Origin of the sequence: Lysobacter sp. S4-A87, assembly GCF_022637455.1 — a bacterium.
In the GTDB taxonomy this organism is placed as follows: Bacteria; Pseudomonadota; Gammaproteobacteria; order Xanthomonadales; family Xanthomonadaceae; genus Lysobacter_J.
The window spans coordinates 3,842,379-3,862,702 of sequence record NZ_CP093341.1 but is presented as its reverse complement, the minus strand read 5'-3'; the positions used below and the strand labels follow the sequence as shown (position 1 = coordinate 3,862,702).

Below are 20,324 nucleotides of genomic sequence, written 5' to 3'. Positions count from 1 at the left end.
CGAGTGACCGCTGACGCTGCAACTTCGAACTACGGCCCCTGGCGGCGGCGCGGCGTCCGCGGGGCACTCATCGGCAGTGATCAGGCCCGCAGATGCTCGCACCGAAGCAAGTCATTTGCGAGCGTTTCGCCGTCGTGAAGGCGACCGTTCGTCAGCACCGTCTGGCGGCGGGCGTGACTTCACGCGGAGATTACGAGCGCTGTGAAAATCTCGCGGCGATCTCCAGATGAACCGGGGGACGCACTGCCGCCAACGGGCCTTGTACGCCACGTCCAGGCACTGCCGGGTTCGAATCTTCGCCTCCGTTTCGCGCGCATCCGATTGTGCCGCGCATTCATCGCCATTGCGTCCTTGCGGGCAGTCCGCAGGCATGATTTCCGAGGCACGGCCTCGTAGGCACTACCCCGCTCACTTTGCGGATCGATACAGCACGACTTGCAGCGCCTGAAGTTCCGATCCACCCAACGGAGCCTGTCATGAGCGAGTCCCATCAGAAAATGAATGTGTTTCAGCTGACCGTGATCACGCTGGTCAACATGATGGGCTCGGGCATCATCCTGCTGCCGAGCAAGCTGGCCGAGATCGGTACGATCACGATCTTCTCCTGGCTGTTCACCGCCGGCGGCTCGCTCGCCCTTGCCTACGTCTTCGCCCGCTGCGGCATGCTCAGCCGGAAACCCGGCGGCATGGGCGGCTACGCCGAGTACGCCTTCGGCAAGGGCGGCAACTACATGGCGAACTACACGTACGGTTTGTCGCTGGTGATCGGCAATGTCGCCATCGGCGTGACCGCGGTGGGCTATGCCACGGTGCTGTTCGGCGCGACCCTCAGCCCGATGCAGACCTGCTTCTGGACCATCGTGCTGCTGTGGGTGACCACGTTTGCCAACTTCGGCGGCGCCAGGATTACCGGCAAGATCGGTTCGGTGACGGTCTGGGGCGTGATCCTGCCGGTGGTGCTGATCTCGCTGATCGGCTGGTTCTGGTTCAGCCCGAGCACCTGGGCGGCCGCATGGAACCCGCACGAGATGAGCTTCTGGTCCGCTGTCGGCAGCTCGATCTCGGTCACCCTGTGGGCATTCCTTGGACTGGAGTCTGCCTGCGCCAACGCCGACGCCGTGGAGAACCCCGAGAAGAATGTCCCGATCGCGGTGCTGGTGGCGACGATCGGCGCGGCGGTCATCTACATCATCTCGACCAATGTCATCGCCGGCATGATCCCCAACGCGGAACTGGCCAAGTCCAGCGCGCCGTTCGGGCTGGCCTACGAATACATGTTCAGCCCCGGCGTCGGCCAGACCGTCACCGCATTGATGGTCATCGCCTGCATAGGCTCGCTGCTGGGCTGGCAGTTCACCGTCGCCCAGGTGTTCAAGAGCTCGGCCGATGTCGGCTACTTCATCTCGATCTTCAGCCGCGCCACCAAGATCGGCACGCCCATTGCCGGCATGCTGGTACTGCTCGGGATCCAGACCGCCCTTGCGCTGATGACGGCCAGCCCGGACCTGAGCGAAACCTTCGGCAAGGTCGTCAACCTGGCGGTGGTGACCAACCTGGTGCCCTACGTGATGTCGATGGCAGCCATCGTCACCATCCAGAACGTGGCCAATATCCCCAAGACCAAGGCACGGATGACCAACGTCATCGCGCTGATCGCCACCGTGTACAGCTTCTATGCCCTCTACAGTTCCGGCACCGAAGCGATCGTTCTGGGCGGCATCTGCATCTTCCTGGGCTGGACGCTGTTCGGCTTCTTCGCCGCCAACCGCTTCTACCGGATGGAATCCGAAGCGCACGTACCGGACCCCGGCAAGTCGTTCCAGAGCTGATCCAGGGTCTCGTGCCGGTCTCGGCACAGAGTCGCGGATCCAGAACAATCCCCGGCCATTTCAAGGGCCGGGGATTTTTTTTTACTCCGCGGAACAGCTCAGTGCACCTTCGCGCCCACCTTCACCGCGCTGCGCCCGACCAGCGCATAGAACGGAATCGTCAGCACCAGCACGACAAACGCATTGCGATCCAGCTCCGCCGACTGGCCCAGGATCACACCACCGCAGTACACGCAGGCCAGCAGACCCACCACCGCCAGCAGGCCGCGACGGGCCGCAGGCAGGTCCAGCGTCGCATTGAGGCGCCACATGGCCACCACCGAATAGACGTAAGGGATCACCATCAGCACGACCGTCGCACTGGTGATCCGGGTGAACTGATCGGCGACCGTCGGCGACACCGTCAGCACCAGCAACCCGGTCATCAACACGCCGGTGATGACCAGATTGCGTGCTGGCATGCCGCGCGCGTTCTTCTCGGCAAAGACCCGCGCGAACATCCCGTCCTCCGCCGCCGCCTGCGCCGATTGCGCCACGATCAGGATCCACCCGGTCAGCGCACCGGCCGCCTTCGCGATCGCCGCCAGCGAAATGACGATTGCCCCCACGGGACCGAGCATCACCCGCGCCGCGTCGGCAAACGGCGCACCCGACGCCTTCAGCTCAGCATTGCTGAGAAGCCCCATGATCACCGTGCAGCACACCACGTAGATCAGCGTCGACACGATCAGACCGATGATCGTGGCCAGCGGCACGTTGCGCCTCGGGTTCTCGATGACACCCGCCGACACCGCCGCACTCTCGACACCGAGGAAGGCCCACAGCGCGATCGACGCACTTTGCGTGATCGCAGTCGGCGCAGGGACAGCGCCGGGATTCCAGCCCGCCATGAAGACCTCGGGACGGAACCAGAACCATCCCAGCAACCCGATCACCGCGATCGGCAGGATGCCCGCCACGGTGGTGATCGCAGTGAAGTGTCCGACGGTGTTGGCGCCACGCAGGTTGAGCCAGATGAACACCCAGATCACCACGGCCGTGCAGACACAGGCAAGCCAGGGGTTGGCCAGCGCCGGGAAGAACACCGCCAGGTAGCCCGTGACCGAGACTGCTATGGCGATGTTGCCGATGACATTGGCCACCCAGTACAGCAGGTTGGTCTGGAACGCAGCGAACGGCCCCAGATGATCGCGGGCATAGGCATACGGGCCACCGGCCTTGGGGTCGACCATGCCCAGGTGCGCGAACACCAGGCCCAGCGCGGAGGCACCGATCGCGGCCGCGATCCAGCCATAGATCGAGATGCTGCCAATCGAGGCCAGGCTGGCCGGCAACAGGAATATCCCGGTGCCGACCATGTTCGCCACCACGAGCGAGGAGGCACCGAGCAGCCCCATCTTGCCGTTGCTGCCACCGTGCATTGTCGTTACCTCAGCCCGTTGTCAGGCACTGCACGTAGTACTCGCCATCCTCTACTTCGACGCCATGCGTGTCGTGCCCGAACCCGGGGAATGCCGCGTCCCAGCCCTGCAGCGACTTCAGGTAGCCGATGTGCGGGCCGTTGGCCGCGCCGGCGGATTCGCCCGGCATGACCATCGGAATGCCCGGGGGATACGGCACGATGCTGGTCGCCACCGTGCGACCGGCCAGCTTGGGCAGCGGCACCCGCTCGACACGGCCCAGGATCAGCTCCTGGTACGCGTCGGCCGGCGACAGCTTGATGTCGGGCAGGTTCGAATAAGCCTTCTGCAAGTGCGCGGTCTGCCCGCCCTTGCGCAGCTCTGCAAACATCTGGTCGCCGAGGCCGCGCAGGCCCAGGCCCTCGTAGCGTTCCGGATGGTCCTTCACCAGGTTCGGCATCACCCGCGCCAGCGACTGGTCCATGTCGTAATCACGCTTGAAGTCGAGCATCGCCGCCAGCAGCGTGCTCCACTTGGCCTTGGTGATGCCGATCGAGAACAGGAACAGCACGGCGAAGTCGCTGGTCTTCTCGACCTCGATGCCGCGCGAGTCGAGGTAGGCGGTCAGCAGCGATGCCGGGAAGCCCTGCTTCTCCAGCACGCCATCGTCGCCCATGCCCGGCGTCAGCACCGACACCTTGATCGGATCGAGCATGCAGTAGTCGTCTTCGAGCTTGTCGAAGCCGTGCCATGTGTCGCCCGGATGCAGCACCCAGCACGACGAGTCGGTTGCCAGCACTTCCGGCGGCGCGTCCTCGAAGGCGACGCGCTTGCCGCCGACCTTGACCTTGTCGGGATTCCAGGTGCGGAAGAACCATTCCTTCTTCTTGGCGAACCCGGCGTGGATGCGACCGATGGTCTGGCGGAAGCTGATCGCCTCGTCGATGCTCTCGCGGGTGAGGGCCAGGCCACCGGCGCCATCCATCATCGACGCGGCGATCTCGTTGGAGGCGATGATCGGATAGAACGGCGAGGTCGAGCCGTGCATCATGAACGACTCGTTGAAGCGCGCGTGCGGGATTGGATCGCGACCGTCGCGGACGTGGATGTAGGACGCCTGCGAGAACGCCGCCAGCAGCTTGTGCGTGGAGTGGGTGCTGAAGACCGTTGGTCCCTTGCGGTCGTGGTCGGCGGCCTTGCCGTGCATGCCCAAGCGCCCGGCATAGAGCGGGTTGAAGCGCGCGTAGCCGAACCAGGCCTCGTCGAAGTGGACGCGATCAACCCAGCCGCCAAGCTGCTCGAGCACGCGCGTGGCGTTGTAGCACAGGCCGTCGTAGGTCGAATTGGTGACGACGGCGAACACCGGCTGCTTGTCCTTGAGCCCCTTGCTGATCGGCGTCGACGCGATCGCCTTGGTCAGGTAGGCCTTCGCCAGGCGCTCCGGATAGATGGGTCCGATCAACCCGTAGCGGTTGCGCGACGGCACCAGGTACTGCGGCACGCCGCCGGTCATGGTCAGTCCGTGCTCGATCGACTTGTGGCAGTTGCGATCGCACAGCACGACCTTGTCGCGGGGCACGCAGGCCATGAAGATGATGCGGTTCGACGTCGAGGAGCCGTTGGTGACCGTGTAGCTCCGGTCCGAACCGAACACGGTGGAGATGTACTTCTCGCTGGCGCCGATCGGTCCGGTGTGGTCGAGCAGCGAACCCAGCTCGCCGACACTGATCGACAGGTCGGTCTGGAACACGTGCGCACCGTAGAAGTCATGGAACGCGCGCCCGGCAGGATGCTTCAGAAACGCGGTGCCTCCGGTGTGGCCAGGCGTGTGCCAGGAGTATTCGTGGACCTGGTTGAAATTGTAGAGGGCGCTGACCAGCGGCCCGAACAGGCCGCCGACGTACTTTCCCACCGCCGCCATCACGCGGCCGCAGACGAAGGTGGACGCATCCTCCAGCAACCAGACCAGCTCGTCGATCGCCTGCACCAGTTCGATCGTCAGCGACCGCGCCTTCTCGCGCTCGGTCAACAGGAAGATCGGCACGAACTCGTTGCGGGCACGAATGGTGGTGATCAGGTCGGTCGCGGCGGCGTTGTTGCGCTCCTTGCCATCCTCGTCCGGCAACGACCAGTCGATCATCATCGCCTGTATCGAGGCGTCGGAGATGATCGTGGCGCGGGCATCCTCGACGTGGGTCGCGGTCACCGTCTCGACATTGCGGTCGGTGAACTCATCAACCAGCATCTTGCAGGCACGCCCGCCGGCGGTATCCGTGCCGATCTTCGGGTGGACGATGAGGACGCGGAACTTCTGACGTTGGGCGCGACGCTGAAGCATGACCATGCACTCCTGACTCATGGATAGGACACGGCCTGCCCGCGTCCGGCGAATTTCCGTGTCCTTCCGCGACGTCAGGTTCGCAGGCCTGCGCTGCCCTTCTCAGGGATTGAGGTCGTAGCGCAGCGTTGCCTGCAGGCGTTGTGCCTCGCCGTCGTTGTCCTGGAGATCGGTGTTCTTGCCCCACAGGTACTCGACGCCGAACATCGCGCGTTCGGAGAACTGCCAGGCAAGGTTGAGCGATGCGAAGCGGGTGCTCTTGGGCAGGGTCGGATCGATCAGCATGTCCTCGTCCGGGTCGATCCGCAGATAACCGTAGGACGCACTCGAACTGACATTGTCGGACCAGCCGTGGGTGTAGCCCACGCCCCAGCCACCGGCATCGATGGCCTCCAGGTCGGCCTGGGCATTGAATGCCGCATCCAGCCCGAATCCGGAGATGTCCTGCAGGAAGTTTGCGTAGCCTTCGCCGTAGCTGGCCCAGGCCTGGACGCTGTCGTTCTCGAAGAGGCCGGCGGCGAAACTGAGCTGGGTGGCGTAGGCATTGGTGTTGCGCTGATGGTCCCCGATCGCGGTTTGCACGCCCAGGTCACGGAACAGGTTGGCCCACTGCAGATGCCAGTCCGGGGTCTCCCAACGCAAGCCGAGGGTCAGGTCGGGAATGCGCGAGTAGGTCTCGAAGTCGCCGATGAGGGCGATGTCGGCATTGGGCTTCTCCACCGACATCGGGATCGTCAGCTTGCCCTCGCCCGAGCGGTACACGATCGGCGAGTAGCGCACCTGCGGCGTGTACTTGAAGGTGAAGGAGTTCGGCCCCTCGTAATCGAGGGTGTTGGGGAAGGCGTCGATGTCGGTGAACGCGGACAGGTAGTAGCCGGCGATCAGCGAGTAGTCCTTCGCTTCCAGTTCGCCATACAGGTACTGCATGTTGTACGGCATGTCGCCGCTGCCGCTGCCGAAGAAGTTGTTCTTGTAGACCACCTTCAACAGGCCGTAGTCGGTCTGGCGGCGGAAGTCGAGGCGGAACACGCTCTGCTTGGCGCTGAGGTTGCTGCGCGAATCCGAATCGTGGAACGGCTGCCCCTGTACCGGGATGGACGAAGGCACGAACAGGTCCTTGGCGCCCATGAACTTGTTGTCGAACATCATGTCGAACTGCGCAACCACGTCGATCTTGATCAGGTTGCCGGTGTCACCCAGCTGGACATAGCCTTCGGGAAGCGGCTCGGCCGTTGCCGGCAAGGCCGATGGCGGGCGATGCACGCGCGACACTTCGGTCGGTGGCAGCGTCGCCGCGGAAATCAGCGGTGCCGGCGCAGCGGCCGGAGCAGACGGCGGTGCGGCCTTGGCCTGCGCTGCTTCCTTCGACTCGAGTTCGTCCAGGCGCTGCTGCATCCTCTGCATCATCTGCTGCTGCTGTTGCAGCTGCTGGCGCATTTGCGAGATCTCGGCCTTCAGCTGCTCCGACGAGGCCGCGGACTGGGCGTGTACGGGCAGTGCGGTCATTGCAGCAGCGGCTGCAACAGCTACGGCCAGCGAGGAAGCTGCGAAATCATGTCGCATGATCCTTCTCCTCCCACAAGGTTCGCGCGGCATTAACGCGCGAGCGCCCAACTTAATGCGGCCTATCGTGAAGCGACCGTGATGTTCCGATGGGCGGTTGTGCACACCGAATTTACATTTGACGACACGACCCAAGGGAGGCCACGGCGGCTGAAGTGCCTGTCACATCCAGGAGCGGTCGCCGGTGAACTCGATCGTCAACCAGAACTGCGGCGCGTCGGCGCCGAGTCGCGCGGCGATGTCCCTGCGGATCGCGTCGACGCGTGCAATCGGCCCAATCTCGTGATCGGCCGGCACCAGGATCAGGATCTCCACGAACCGGCCCCGCCCCACCTTCGCCACGTGGCTGGAGTACTCGAGGAAGCCGTGCTCGGCGACCACTTCGTCCATGACCTGCTTGACCTCGCGATCGAGATCGCCGGGCGCCACCTGCAGGACTTCGCGGATCGCGCGCCAGGTCGAGCGCATCGGCACCACCAGCATCGCCAGGGCGATGCACAACAGGATGGCCGGGTCGATGAACGGCACCCAGTCTTCATGGCCCGTTCCCTTCATCGACACCGCGATCGCGAAACCCAGCAGCAGCGCCAGGCTCAGGGATCCGCTGACCAGCCAGGCACGGGCATCGAGTGCCAGCAGGTTCGATCCGAGCCGACGCGAGTGGCCGCGCATGTACGCGGACATGCCCATGCCGACGATGCACAGCACGCCTGCCCAGATCGCGCCCAGGCCGTACGACACTTCATTGCCGCCGGAGGTCAGCCCGATGATCGCGGTGAACGCCGCATAGAGGCACGACAAGGCCAGGGTCGCACCGCCAAACGCCTCGACCATCGGCTCCAGGTGCCAGTAGCCGAACTGGAAGCGGCGACTGCCTTCGTAGGCCACCAGCCGCGACACGCTCAGCGAAGCCACGGTCAACACGACGTCGACGAGGCTGTACATGCCGTCGAAGATGATCGCGTCGGAATTGACCAGCAAGCCACTGGCGATGCCGACGACGCCGACCACGATGGTGATTGCGATGGAAAGCTTGAGGAGTCGCTGCTCGGGGCGGGTGTCCATCAGATCTCCGTGGTCGGGCGGAGTCGGGCCGCGGGAAATTGCCGGATTGTGTTGCTCCGGGCCGTGATGCCAGTGTCGCTGCTCACCCCAGCCCCCCCTCCCGCGAGCGGGAGCGGGGCTTCCATGCCCGTCATTCCCGCGAAGGCGGAAATCCATGGACGTTGCTCTGGCTTCATTCCCCGGGTGCGCTGCGCTTACCTGGGCTACGCGCCGGGCCAATGGCGCTGTTGGAACCACCAGAGATGAGCCTGATCAGTCGCTCGCAGAGCGGACCACGAACTCGCCGAGCAGCTTGCCGCCGCCCTTCAGTGCGAACTCGACCACGACCTTGCTGCCCGGCTTCAGCGCCATCCCCGGCTGCATCAGCATCAAGTGCATGCCACCGGGCTTGAGGACAGCCGACTCACCGGCGCCGATGCGCAGCTCCGGCAGCGCGCGCATCCGGCTGACACCGTCGACCACGCGCGTCTCGTGCAGCGACACATCGCCGAACGCAACACTGCTGGCGGAGACGACCGTCACCGGCATCGAACACGGATTCTCGATGCGACCAAAGCCGGCCATCATCGGCATGGCCATCGGCGGCATGCGCACCCAGCCGTCGCGAACCACGGGCGTGCAATCGCCAGCCCATGCGGAGGACGTGACAGCAGCGAGCAGGATCAGTAACCCCAGGCGGGTGCGTGATGCGTTCATGGGCCTATGATACTTCCCACATGCTGAAGGAGTCGCCGATGAAACATCCGCTCTCGCTGCTTGCCCTGGCCTGCTCGCTTGCCGCCTGCTCGGGGCCCAAGCCGCCGCAGGCCACCGGCGACGAAGGCGCGGCCGGTTCCACGGCGCATCCATCGGCCCCATCGGCCCCATCGCCCGCTTCTCAGCAGGCCGAAGGCGACGATGCCGCGCAAACGCGCCTGACGGTGTACAGCGGCGGCTACGACCAGCTGGCCAACAGCGATGTCCCGCAGGCCGGCATGCCTGGCTACGCGCTGGTCGACCGCAGACTCGATCGCGCACTCAAACAGGGCGAGAACGCCATTGCCGCCGATGACGTTCCGCCTTCGATGGACGTCGAAGCGGCGGCATTGCGACCGCTGACGGCCGGCATCGGCATCGTCGGCCAGCGCTACATCGCTGCGCTGTCGGGTACCGACGACGTGCTGGCGCAGGCGATCGGCAACAAGGTCACCGTCGAGCATACGGCCGGCGGCGCCAAGCAGACCGACACCGGCACGCTGCTGTCGGCAGGCGACGGCCTCACGCTTGCGCTGGACGACGGCCGCATCAAGGTGATCCGCAACTACGACAGTTTCAGCCTCGTCGACGCGCAATCGCGCCTGCCCCGCCATGCCGCGCTGCAATGGACGGTGACCGCGCCGCGCGCCGGCGATGCCCAGTTCCAGCTGAGCTACCCCATGGGCGGCATGGCCTGGCGCGCCGAGTACCTGGCGACCCTGGCCAAGGGCGACGGCTGCCGGCTCGCGCTCGATGGCGCGGCACTGATCGCCAATCGTTCCGGCGTGACATTCGATGACGCCACGGTAAGCCTGGTCGCGGGCGAGCCGAACGTCGAGCGGATGCAGGCGCCCCGCGGCCGGGTGGCGATGGATCGCATGGAAATGGCCTCCCCGGCAGCGCCACCGCCGCCGATGCCGACCGTGCGCGAGTCCGGCGAATACCACGCCTACGATCTGCCCGGCCGCGTGCGTGTCGCCCATGGCAGCAACGAACGCGTGCCGCTGTTCGCGCCACGGCCGTCGATCTCGTGCGAGCGCGCCTACGTGGTCGAGGCCGACGGTGGCGGCTGGGAACCACCGCAACCCGTGATTGCCCCCTCCTTCCGTGGTGCGACTGGAATGCTGCCCGTCACGACGACGGTCACCGTCAGCAATTCAAAGGAAGCGGGGCTCGGCCAGCCACTGCCTGCAGGCCGCGTCCGCACCTTCGTCGACGGCGATTTCCTCGGCGAATCCATGCTGCCGCATACCGCTACCGGCGAAGAAATCCGCCTGCAGGTCGGCAAGGCCTTCGACCTGCGTGCCAAGCGCGAGCCGAAGGACTTCCGCCTCGATCGCGCCGGCCGCACGATCACCGAGACGTTCGAACTGACCTTGACCAACGGCAAGAAGACGGCGGCTACCATTCGCGTGATCGAGCCGCTGCCGCGCTGGAGCGACTGGGAGCTGGTCGCCAGCAGCGTGCCGGGCAAGAAGAAGGATGCCCAGCACGCGCAATTCGAAGTGCCGGTGGCGGCCGGGAACGAAACCACGCTCACCTACACCGTGCGCTACCGCTGGAGCAAGGACGTCACCCCATGAGCCCCACCCTTATGAGCCCGACCTTATGAGCCCGACCTGATGAACATGATCCAAACCCATGCCGCCGATGGCATCGTCGAACTGCGGCTGGCGCGCGCGCCGGTCAACGCGCTCAATCCGGAGCTGTGCAACGAGCTCATCGCCGCGATCGGCACTGCCGTCGACCAGGGCGCGCAGGGCCTGATCCTCAGCGGCAGCCCCAAGGTGTTCTCGGCCGGCCTCGACGTGCCCTACCTGCTATCGCTCGGCAACGATCGCGATGCACTGATGGCAGCCTGGGAATCGTTCTTCTTCGCCGCACGCACCCTGGCCGAATGCCCGGTACCGGTGGTGGCCGCGATCGGCGGGCACGCGCCTGCCGGTGGCTGCGTGCTGGCGCTGTGCTGCGACTATCGCGTGATGGCGCGCAGCGAGGATCCGGCCAAGCCCTTCCGCATCGGCCTCAACGAAACCCAGGTCGGGCTGGTGGTGCCGGTCGGCATCCTGCGCCTGATGCAGCGCGTGGTCGGCATCTACCAGGCAGAACGCCTGGTCGTGGCCGGCGAGATGGTCGCGGCCGATCGCGCCGAGCGCCTGGGTCTGGTCGACGAACTGGTCGATGCCGGGCAGGAAGTCGCTCGTGCACGTCAATGGCTCGGATCGCTGCTGGCATTGCCGCAGCCGGTGATGCGCCAGACCCGCGCCATCGCCCGCGCCGACCTGGTCGCCGCACTGCATCCGGACCAGATCCAGTTGCCGCGCTTCATCGATGCCTGGGGCGACCCGGCGACGCAGGCGGCCCTGCAGGCGCTGGTCGCGCGGCTGGGCAAGTAACTGCCGAGGGTGGCGGCAACCGTCGCCACCCTCGCCGTTGCTTGCGTCCTACAGCAGCCAGATCTCAACGCGCTCGTTGCGGAATCGCGCGCGCGCATCGGCCGGCGCCTTCAACGGCACCAGCGCGCCCATCCCGCGTGCGTGCAGCACCGGCAGACCCAGCGCCATCAGTTCGTGCGCCACCAGGTCGGCACGGTCGTTGCTCATCATCATCGTCGCCGCCACCGACGTGCTGGTCCCGACATCGGCGAAGCCCACCACCAGCAGCTGCCGCCCCTGGTTCACCGGCAGTTTCATGAAGGCCGCCAGGCGTTCGATGTCGCGCACCGAGCGGCTGTCGTAGACGCTGCTGGCGACGCCGCTTTCGTTGTTGCCGGTGAAGTTGAAGCGCAGGCTCACCGGCAGCCGCGTCGCGTTGCCGATCAGCGCCTTGTACTCGGCAGGACCGGACAAGGTCGGCGGCTTGTAGCCCGGGCGCATCGTCACGCCCAGATGCCCGGCCGCAGCCACGGCATCCTGGCCGTGCTGGCCCATCGCATACAACGCGAAGCTGCGGCTGAGCGCGCCCATCATCTGGCTGCCATACATGTAGAGGCGACGGGTCAGCGGATAGTCCTCGCTCTGCACGTTCAAGCGCGTCGGCGCGACTGCACGACCGCCTTCAGCGATGGCCAGCGGCCGCACGCCTGCGCCCCAACGCTGGCGCAGCGTGATGAATCCGATCGCCTGCGGATCGGCCGCCACTACGCGCAGCAGCGCCGGGCCGTCTGCATGCTGCCGGCTCATGCCGTAGTCGCTGCCCGCCATGACCCGCTCGTCGACGAGGTCGCGCGCCGAGTTCGCACCTGCCACCATCTGCAGGCGCACGGGACCCGGTTGTCCACCGACTTCGCGCCAGTCGCGTACCTGTCCGGAGAACAACCGCCGCAACTGCGTCGTGTCCAGCCGGGTGACCGGATTGTCGCGATGGACCACAACCGCGACGCCATCGAGCGCCAGCACGAACTCCTGGTCGTGCGAGGCCAGGTCGCCCAGCTGCCAGCCCTCGTCGAGTTCCGCGGCCGTCGGACGCCGCGTCATCATCGCGATCTGCGCGTCGCCGGCGACCAGATCGGCGAAACCGCGTGCCGTGCTGCTGCCGGCAATCTCGACGATCAGCGGCAGCCCATCGCGAACGGCATGGATCTCGGTCATCGCCGGTGCCGCCTGCACGCGACGGATGTCCTGGTATCCGATATCGCGCAACCAGGCCTCGGCCACGGTCGGCACCAGGCGCGCACCCAGCGTCTGCGAACCGTGGATGCGCACCCTTTCGGCATCCACCTGCGCGTTGGCCGTCGCGCACGTCACCAGAAGCAGCAATCCCCACACACACCGTGCAATACGTGACATCGCGCACGTCCCCCATGCGAAAACACGCAAGCATCGGGAGCTTCGATGACGTTCTTGTTACCGCGTGCGAATTCTTGTTACAGCTGGCTACTCGCCTGTCGCAATCGGGCGTTCCGGGTCAGCGATCCATCCGCTCCACGATCCCTTGAACAGGCGCGCGCCTTTCAGGCCGGCGTGTTCCATCGCCAGTAGCAAGTGGCAGGCGGTCACGCCCGAGCCACACATCACCGCCGCATCGCTGGCCGGATGGCCGTCGAGCTGGGTCGCGAGCTCTGCGGCGAGTTCTGTCGCCGGGCGGAAGCGACCGTCGCGCATGCTCGATGCATAGGGGCGGTTGCGCGCCCCCGGCACGTGGCCGGCGACGCGATCGATCGGCTCGATGTCGCCGCGGAAGCGCTCGGCCGCCCGCGCATCGAACAGCAGGCCGCCGTTGTCCAGATGCGCCTGCACCTGCGCCGCATCCAACAGGCGGGTTTCATCGAACGATCCGGCATACCGGGTCGGCATCGGTTCGGGCACGTCGGTATCGACCGGCAGACCCTGCGCTTGCCATTGCTCCCAACCGCCGTCGAGGACGGCCACGCGCTCGTGGCCGAGCATGCGCAGCAGGAACCACAGCCTGGCCGCGGCCAACGCGCCGTCGCCGGCGTCGTAGGCGACGACCTGGGTCTGCGGTGTGATGCCCCAGCGACCGAGCGCGGCGAGGAAGTCGTCGAGCTGCGGCCACGGATGGCGACCGGCATCGATCCGCAGCGCCGGCGCAGTGCCTTCGGGCGCAGACAGATCGCGTTCCAGGTGCGCGTAGCGGGCACCGGGAATGTGCGCTTGCCGATACGCCGCTTCGGCCGTGGCGGCATCACCGAGCTTTGAACGCGCGTCGATCACGACCAGCTCACTGCGGCCAAGCGCCGATGCGAGCTCGTCTGCAGATATCAATGTGCCCCAGGCTTGCGTGGCATTCATGCAATGGCCTCCAGTCGTTGCCGCAGGTTGAACAGCATCGACGCGGTTGCGCCCCAAATGCGTTGCGCGGGATAGCGATATTCCAGGACTTCACGCGGTCGCCCGCGGAAGTCGAGCGTATGCGTGGCCAGGTTGGCTGGATCCAGCAGGAACGACAGCGGCACTTCGAACACGTCGGCGACTTCGTTCGGGTCCGGCCGTGCGATGTAGTCGTCGGCGAGCAGTGCCACGACGGGCTGCACGCGGAAACCGGTGATCGTGGCAAGCGGATCGAGGAAACCCAGCGGCGCGATCTGCGCGGAGGCCAGGCCGATTTCCTCGCAGGTTTCGCGCAGTGCGGTGGCAACAGCGTTGGCGTCGTCGAGTTCGACGCGACCGCCAGGGAAGCTGACCTGCCCGGCATGCTGGCGCAGCGCATCGGTGCGACGGGTGAGCAGCACCTGCGTGCCGCTGCCGCGCGGCACCAGGCCAACCAGGACAGCGGCGGCGACCGACACCGTTCCGTCGGGCAGCAGGTCGTGCAGTTCGGCGAGGTTCCAGCCAGGACCTTGCGGCGGCGACGCCAAAGGATGCAGCGCGGCCATCAGACCGGGGCAATCAGGCAGGACCGGACCGGCTGGCAATGGCTTCACCCTCGTCGCTGTTCCCGTTCGGGCAAGGTGGTTTCCATCATGCGCAGGCGCTCGTCGTCATTCATCTGCGGCCAGCGCGCGATCTCGGCACTGGTGCGATGGCAGCCATTGCACAGGCCGTCGTCGTCGAGTGCGCAGACGCCGATGCAGGGACTGAGCACGGCGCGGAAAAGAGTATTCATCAACTGCCAACCGTAAGACGGGAGTGCACGGGTTTCAACCGGTTTGGCGGTTGTGGCGCCCGTAAAGACATTGAGCCGGCGCGAGGCCGGCTCAATGGGTCATGCAATTGCTTCGACGTCATTCGCGCTTGGCGCGAAGCATCAGCAAAAACTGCCCCCGCCTTCGCGGGGATGACGATGTGACAGACCCGTGGCCGCTATGCGGCCACGGGCCAATTCGTCACTTGACGCTGACCAGCTTTACTTCGAACTGGACGGCGACGTTCGGCGGGAACGGGGTGCGCGGGTCGGCACCGTACGCCTTCTCCGGCGGCAGGGTGACTTCCCACTTCGAACCGGCCGGCATCTGCAGCAGCGCTTCGCGCATTGCCGCCATCTCGATTTCGCTGACCTTGATCGCCGGGATCGCCTGCGCCGGACGCGGCTGCTGCGGACGCTCGCCCCATGCGTAGGGACCTGCGACTTCCAGCTGCACGGTGTTGGCCTGGGTCGGCTTGGCGCCGGTACCCGTCTCAATCACGCGGTACTGCACGCCGCTCGGAAGCACCTTCACGCCAGCCTTCGCCTTGTTGGCGGCAATGAAGGAGTCGCTCTTGGTCTTGTTGGTCGACGCAGCCTTGTCCCACTCGGCCTTGGCCTTGGCCTGCTGGCGCTGCTGCATGTTCTGCACGGCGGAGCGCAGCTGGTCGACGGGCACAGCCGGCTGCTTCTTGCCATAGCCGTCCTGCAGGCCCTTGATGATGGTGTTCACATCGACCTGCTCGCCGCTTTCAACAGCGTTGCGACCGAGGTCATAGCCGAGGGCGTAGCTGAGCTTGCCTTTCTCGGTCGAAGTGTCCTGCGCGACGGCGTTGCCGGCGGTCAGTGCCAGGGCCGCAACGGCGGCAGCAATCAAACGCAACTTCATTCGGTGGAATCTCCGTGATGGATCGAGGTGCGGGTTGGCCGCGCCGTTGGGTAATACCAGTCTAGTCAGGCCCGCACCAGTCGAATCGGCCCGGATGGACGCGCTAGGATAACGGCGCCAAGGCTTAATCGCCACTGAGGCCGCCCTGCTCTGACAGCGCTCCCGGCCGGGAGTTCCGTGGCTGCGGCAGGCGTCCCCGGATCCACCCAAAAACCCGCCGAGCGACCCCACCATCATGTCTGAAACGCCCGTCCTGATTGCCGATCACGGCGCTGTGCGCCTGATCACCGTCAACCGCCCCGACAAGCTGAATGCGCTCAATGCGCAGACCCTGGACGCCCTGCTGGTGGCCTTTGAGGCCGCCGAGGCCGCGCCGGAGGTGCGCTGCGTGGTCCTGACTGGGGCCGGAACGAAGGCCTTCGTGGCCGGCGCGGACATCTCCCAGATGAACACCCTCACCCCGGTCCAGGGGCGTGACTTCTCCCTGCGCGGGCAAAAACTGATGCGCCGGATCGAAAAAATGCCCAAACCCGTGATCGGCATGATCAACGGATTCGCCCTGGGCGGCGGACTCGAGCTGGCCATGTCCTGCCACCTGCGCATTGCTGCCGACACGGCCAAGGTCGGCCAGCCGGAGGTCAACCTGGGCCTCATCCCGGGCTTTGGCGGCACCCAGCGCCTGCTGCGCCTGGCCGGCCGCGCCGCAACCCTGGAGCTGTGCCTGGCCGGGGCACCGATCGATGCCGCGCGTGCGCGCGAGCTGGGCATCGTCAATCGCGTGGTCGCCGCCGCCGAACTGGAAACCGAGACCATGAAGCTTGCCGGGCAGCTCGCCGCGTCGGCGCCGCTGGCGCTGCGCGGCGTGCTCGACTGCGTCAATGTCGGCGGCGAGTGCGGGATCGAGGAAGGCCTGGAGTACGAGACGGCGCAGTTCGGCCTGATGTTCTCCACCGCCGACATGCGCGAAGGCACCGCCGCTTTCCTGGAGCGGCGCAAGCCGAGCTTCAGCGGCCAGTGATGGCCCCGGTTGTCAGCGCTGCATGCGTTTGCGGCTGTCGCGATGGTGGCGGCGCGGCGGCGCATGCAATTGCTGCCGCGCTTGCCGATGACGATATCGACGGTGCGATCGCCCTGGGCCTCATCGCGGCCGATGCGGCCGATGCAGTTGTCTGCCTGCATTGCAGCGATGCCTGCAGGTCACGCCTGCAGGTGGCGCGCGACGAGCGATTGCAGGCGCTGGCTGCACGCGAGCGTTATCGCGCACGCAACGCGCGTCTGGAGCGACGCGCCCGCGAGCGTGCCGAGCACCGCGCCACACCCATGACGACCGCACCGGATCCCGGTGCGCAGGCCACGACCGCCGCGACCGCCGCGACCACCACCGCACCCGCCCTTCCCTCGGCTGCCGCCGCCGCGCTGGCCCGTGCGCGCGCGAAAGCTGCCGCCCGCCACAAGCCGTGAACCACCGCATGCCCGCAGCCAGCGCGAAGAAATCCGCATCGAAGCCAGCCCGCCGCAGTCCTCGCCTGAGCGCAGGCGAAGTCGAAACGATGTTCGCCAGACTGAAGGCGCTCAACCCCAAGCCCACCACCGAGCTCGAGTTCAGCACACCCTATGAGCTGCTGGTGGCAGTGACGCTGTCGGCGCAGGCGACCGACGTCGGCGTCAACAAGGCCACGCGCAAATTATTCCCGGTGGCCAATACTCCCAAGGCCATCGCCGACCTCGGCGTCGAGGCACTCAAGCCCTACATCGCCACCATCGGGCTGTTCAACACCAAGGCGGCCAACGTGGTGGCGATGGCGCACCAGCTGCTGGAGCGCCATGGCGGCGAAGTCCCGCACGACCGCGCCGCCCTCGAAGCCCTGCCGGGGGTCGGCCGCAAGACCGCCAACGTGGTCATGAACACCGCCTTCGGCGAACCGACGATGGCCGTGGACACCCATATCTTCCGGGTCGCCAACCGCACCGGCCTGGCACCGGGCAAGACCGTGCGGGCAGTCGAGGACGGCCTGCTCAAGGTGGTGCCGCCGCAGTACCTGCATGATGCCCACCACTGGCTGATCCTGCACGGCCGCTATGTCTGCAAGGCGCGCAAGCCCGACTGCCCGCATTGCGTGCTGCGCGATCTGTGTCGTTTCAAGGAAAAGACAGCCGGGGAACCCGACCGTCTGTCGGAATGACCGCCAGGCCTCGCAAGGCCGGCTCATGGCCGTGGCTGCCGGTCGGCGGCAGTAATGCCAGCGTCATCCCGACGAAATAAGTCAGCGCTGTCATATTTACGCAACTTTCACACCCTAGCCTGCGCAGCGTCTTCCTACGCCCCAAGGGCTACGTCCATGAAACTGTCTCGCAGCACCCTTTCCGTCGCGCTGCTCGCCGTTCTTGCCGCTCCTGCCGCCCACGCCGAAATCGCTTTCGACGTCATCGGTGGTTCCGAGATCTCGTTCGAAGGCCTGGTCCAGGCCGACTACAACTATTTCGACAACGACTTCGCCAACCTCAACGGCGACGCCCCGGATGGCAAGGACAGCGACAACGAACTGCGTCGCGCCGAACTTGTGTTGAAGGGCAAGGGCCCGGGCAACATCGACTGGGTCATCGGTTACGACGCCAAGGCCGACAAGTGGCTGGACGTCAACGCCAAGTACAAGCTCGGCGGCGATGCCAACCACTGGTTGCAGATGGGCCAGTTCAAGCAGCCCAACAGCCTGGAAGAACTGTCGTCGACGAAGAACAACGACTTCATCTCCAAGTCGCTGGTCACCAACACCTTCGGCATCGCCCGTCGCCTCGGTGCTGCGTACCACTACGGCACCAACGACTGGGGCCTGACCGCCAGCTACTTCACCCGCGAGCTGACCGAGCATCCGGCTCCGACGCCGCACGGCCCGGGCTTCGGCTTCCGCGGCAACTGGGCGCCGATCAACGAGAAGGGCAACATCCTGCACTTCGGCCTGTCGTTCATCGACTACGACACCTTCGCCGACACGGTGCGCATCCGCGCCCGTCCGGACGCCGACCTGGCCGGCCAGCGCATCGTCGACACCGGCAACCTGACCAACGCCGACCGCCAGCAGACCATCGGTGGCGAAGCGATGTGGGTGACCGGTCCGTTCAAGCTGCAGGGCGAGTACATGCAGTCGACGGTCGAGCGCTACAACAACGGCAATCCGCGCCAGTCGAAGGACTTCGACGGCAGCAGCTGGTACATCAGCGGCCTGTGGAACATCACCGGCGAGACCTGGGGCTACAAGGACGGCGTGCCGACCACTCCGCTGCCCGACAGCCCGGCGTCGGGCATGTGGCAGGCCGGCCTGCGCTTCGACACGATCGACCTGGATGACGGCACCGCCATCCCGGGCGCCACCCCGACCGCAGCTTCGGTGGTCGATGGCGTGCTCGGCGGCCAGATGGACACCTGGACGGTCGGCGTGAACTGGTACTGGCGCTCGAACTTCAAGTTCATGCTGAACTACGTGATGGTCGACAGCTCGCGCTACTTCGTCCGTACGCCGGCTGCTCCGTACGCCGACATCCCGGCCAACAACAACGTGCTGGTCAACCGCAAGGTCGACGACAACCCGAACATCCTCGAAGCCCGCGTCCAGTTGTACTGGTAAGGCTTCACCGGGGCCCGGCCTTGCCGGGCTCCGACTCTGCGCATCTCTTTCCTCCCCCTCGGGCGCGGCTAGCCGCGCCCATTTTTTTGGCTTCGTCCCGTGCCCGGCGTTCCGGTTGTCCCGGGTGCGCTTCGCTTACCCGGGCTACGGCGGTGCGGCTGTAACGCATGTGTCACATAGCCGTCCCGGCACTGTCATCGAACCGTTATCAAATGCGCCCCGTACGGGTCAGCCCGTTGGTCGTCACTCCAGGAGAGCTCTGTGTTCAAATCCATCCAGTTCCGCCTCGCCGCCCTTGCGCTGGCGACGGCGTTCGTAGCCAACGCACAGGCCGCCGACGTCACCGGCGCCGGCGCGTCGTTCGTGTATCCCGTGATGTCGAAGTGGTCGGCCGACTACAACAAGGCGGCGGGCAAGAAGGTCAACTACCAGTCGATCGGTTCCGGCGGCGGTATCGCCCAGATCAAGGCCGCGACGGTCGACTTCGGCTCGTCCGACGCCCCGCTCAAGCCCGAAGAGCTGGCCCAGCACGGCCTGGCGCAGTTCCCGTCGGTGATCGGCGGCGTGGTGCCGGTGGTCAACGTGCCGGGCGTCGCTTCGGGCGCGCTCAAGCTGGACGGTGACACGCTGGCCAACATCTTCCTGGGCAAGATCAAGATGTGGAACGATCCGGCGATCGTCGCCCTCAACGGTGGCGTGCAGCTGCCGGCGAAGAAGATCACGGTTGTCCACCGTTCGGACGGTTCGGGCACCACCTTCAACTTCGTCAACTTCCTGTCCAAGGTCAGCCCGGAATGGAAGAACGGCGTCGGTGAAGGCACGGCGGTGAAGTGGCCGGTCGGTATCGGTGGCAAGGGCAACGAGGGCGTGGCTGCCTACGTCAAGCAGATCGTCGGTGGCATCGGCTACGTCGAGCTGTCCTACGCGCTGCAGAACAAGATGGCCTACACCCGCATGAAGAATGCCTCCGGCAACTTCGTGCTGCCGTCGGACGAGAGCTTCCAGGCGGCCGCTGCCAGTGCCGACTGGGCCAACGCCAAGGACTTCTATCTGGTCATGACCAATGCGCCGGGCGCGAATTCCTGGCCGATCACCGCCACCAACTTCATCCTGATGTACAAGCAGCCCAAGAATGCCGCCGGCGCCAAGAACGCCAAGGAATTCTTCCGCTGGGTCTATACCAACGGCGACACACAGGCCAAGGCGCTCGACTATGTGCCGCTGCCGGATGCGCTGGTACAGCAGATCGAGAAGTACTGGTCGGCGAACATGAACTACTGAGCCTTCCGGCTCGGGCAA

The 20,324-nt window shown here is 65.9% G+C and carries 16 protein-coding genes and 1 pseudogene; 8 read left to right on the top strand and 9 right to left on the bottom strand.

The window, feature by feature from the left end; translation table 11 throughout:
- Positions 1-476: 476 nt before the first annotated feature.
- Positions 477-1,829 carry a putrescine-ornithine antiporter gene (potE, locus tag MNR01_RS17360; protein WP_241918953.1) on the top strand — a complete coding sequence of 451 codons (1,353 nt, stop codon included), beginning with the start codon at positions 477-479 and terminating at the stop codon, positions 1,827-1,829.
- Between the two features lie 98 nt (positions 1,830-1,927).
- Here potE and MNR01_RS17355 read toward each other — a convergent pair whose 3' ends face one another.
- The 5 genes from MNR01_RS17355 to MNR01_RS17335 all read right to left on the bottom strand — a co-directional run bounded on the left by MNR01_RS17355 (position 1,928) and on the right by MNR01_RS17335 (position 8,891).
- Entirely contained in the window at positions 1,928-3,250 is a 1,323-nt protein-coding gene (locus tag MNR01_RS17355; protein ID WP_241918952.1) for an amino acid permease, read from the bottom strand.
- A gap of 10 nt (positions 3,251-3,260) precedes the next feature.
- Entirely contained in the window at positions 3,261-5,567 is a 2,307-nt protein-coding gene (locus tag MNR01_RS17350) for an Orn/Lys/Arg decarboxylase N-terminal domain-containing protein (RefSeq protein WP_241918951.1), read from the bottom strand.
- Between the two features lie 102 nt (positions 5,568-5,669).
- Positions 5,670-7,073, bottom strand: coding sequence for a DcaP family trimeric outer membrane transporter (locus MNR01_RS17345; protein WP_241918950.1), 1,404 nt, complete (start codon positions 7,071-7,073; stop codon positions 5,670-5,672).
- A 219-nt stretch (positions 7,074-7,292) separates the two neighbouring features.
- Positions 7,293-8,195 carry a cation transporter gene (locus MNR01_RS17340; RefSeq protein ID WP_241918949.1) on the bottom strand — a complete coding sequence of 301 codons (903 nt, stop codon included), beginning with the start codon at positions 8,193-8,195 and terminating at the stop codon, positions 7,293-7,295.
- Between the two features lie 252 nt (positions 8,196-8,447).
- Positions 8,448-8,891, bottom strand: coding sequence for a copper chaperone PCu(A)C (locus tag MNR01_RS17335; protein WP_241918948.1), 444 nt, complete (start codon positions 8,889-8,891; stop codon positions 8,448-8,450).
- 38 nt (positions 8,892-8,929) lie between these two features.
- Here MNR01_RS17335 and MNR01_RS17330 point away from each other — a divergent pair, with 38 nt between their 5' ends.
- Together MNR01_RS17330 and MNR01_RS17325 are read left to right on the top strand one after the other, a co-directional pair.
- The gene (locus MNR01_RS17330; protein ID WP_241918947.1) at positions 8,930-10,513 is read left to right on the top strand and encodes a DUF4139 domain-containing protein; all 1,584 of its coding nucleotides are present in this window, start codon (positions 8,930-8,932) and stop codon (positions 10,511-10,513) included.
- Positions 10,514-10,558: 45 nt separating this feature from the next.
- Positions 10,559-11,326: an enoyl-CoA hydratase/isomerase family protein gene (locus MNR01_RS17325; protein WP_241920672.1), complete on the top strand. Its 768-nt coding sequence runs from the start codon at positions 10,559-10,561 to the stop codon at positions 11,324-11,326.
- Between the two features lie 48 nt (positions 11,327-11,374).
- Here MNR01_RS17325 and MNR01_RS17320 read toward each other — a convergent pair whose 3' ends face one another.
- From MNR01_RS17320 to MNR01_RS17300, 4 genes and pseudogenes are all read right to left on the bottom strand, one after another.
- Positions 11,375-12,718: a substrate-binding domain-containing protein gene (locus tag MNR01_RS17320; RefSeq protein ID WP_241918946.1), complete on the bottom strand. Its 1,344-nt coding sequence runs from the start codon at positions 12,716-12,718 to the stop codon at positions 11,375-11,377.
- An 87-nt stretch (positions 12,719-12,805) separates the two neighbouring features.
- Positions 12,806-13,681, bottom strand: a complete 876-nt coding sequence (locus tag MNR01_RS17315) for a sulfurtransferase (protein WP_241918945.1) — start codon at positions 13,679-13,681, stop codon at positions 12,806-12,808.
- A pseudogene (locus MNR01_RS17310) lies at positions 13,678-14,495 on the bottom strand (DUF1289 domain-containing protein). Before MNR01_RS17310 ends, MNR01_RS17315 begins: the two are co-directional and overlap by 4 nt.
- 220 nt (positions 14,496-14,715) lie before the next feature.
- Complete coding sequence (locus tag MNR01_RS17300; RefSeq protein ID WP_241918942.1) at positions 14,716-15,402, bottom strand: FKBP-type peptidyl-prolyl cis-trans isomerase N-terminal domain-containing protein; 687 nt, start codon at positions 15,400-15,402, stop codon at positions 14,716-14,718.
- Between the two features lie 235 nt (positions 15,403-15,637).
- On the opposite strand from MNR01_RS17300, the gene MNR01_RS17295 reads away from it, so the two are divergent.
- The 5 genes from MNR01_RS17295 (at position 15,638) to pstS (ending at position 20,306) form a co-directional block, all read left to right on the top strand.
- Positions 15,638-16,420, top strand: coding sequence for an enoyl-CoA hydratase-related protein (locus MNR01_RS17295; RefSeq protein ID WP_241918941.1), 783 nt, complete (start codon positions 15,638-15,640; stop codon positions 16,418-16,420).
- The gene (locus MNR01_RS17540; protein ID WP_345779020.1) at positions 16,420-16,863 is read left to right on the top strand and encodes a hypothetical protein; all 444 of its coding nucleotides are present in this window, start codon (positions 16,420-16,422) and stop codon (positions 16,861-16,863) included. The genes MNR01_RS17295 and MNR01_RS17540 overlap by 1 nt, the downstream gene beginning before the upstream one ends.
- A gap of 8 nt (positions 16,864-16,871) precedes the next feature.
- Complete coding sequence (gene nth, locus MNR01_RS17285) at positions 16,872-17,585, top strand: endonuclease III (RefSeq protein WP_241918940.1); 714 nt, start codon at positions 16,872-16,874, stop codon at positions 17,583-17,585.
- A 156-nt stretch (positions 17,586-17,741) separates the two neighbouring features.
- A complete protein-coding gene (locus MNR01_RS17280; RefSeq protein WP_241918939.1) occupies positions 17,742-19,025 on the top strand; it encodes an OprO/OprP family phosphate-selective porin in 1,284 nt (427 codons plus the stop codon).
- Positions 19,026-19,298: 273 nt separating this feature from the next.
- Positions 19,299-20,306 (top strand): phosphate ABC transporter substrate-binding protein PstS, encoded by a 1,008-nt coding sequence (pstS, locus tag MNR01_RS17275; RefSeq protein ID WP_241920671.1) that lies wholly within the window; start codon positions 19,299-19,301, stop codon positions 20,304-20,306.
- Positions 20,307-20,324 lie beyond the last annotated feature (18 nt).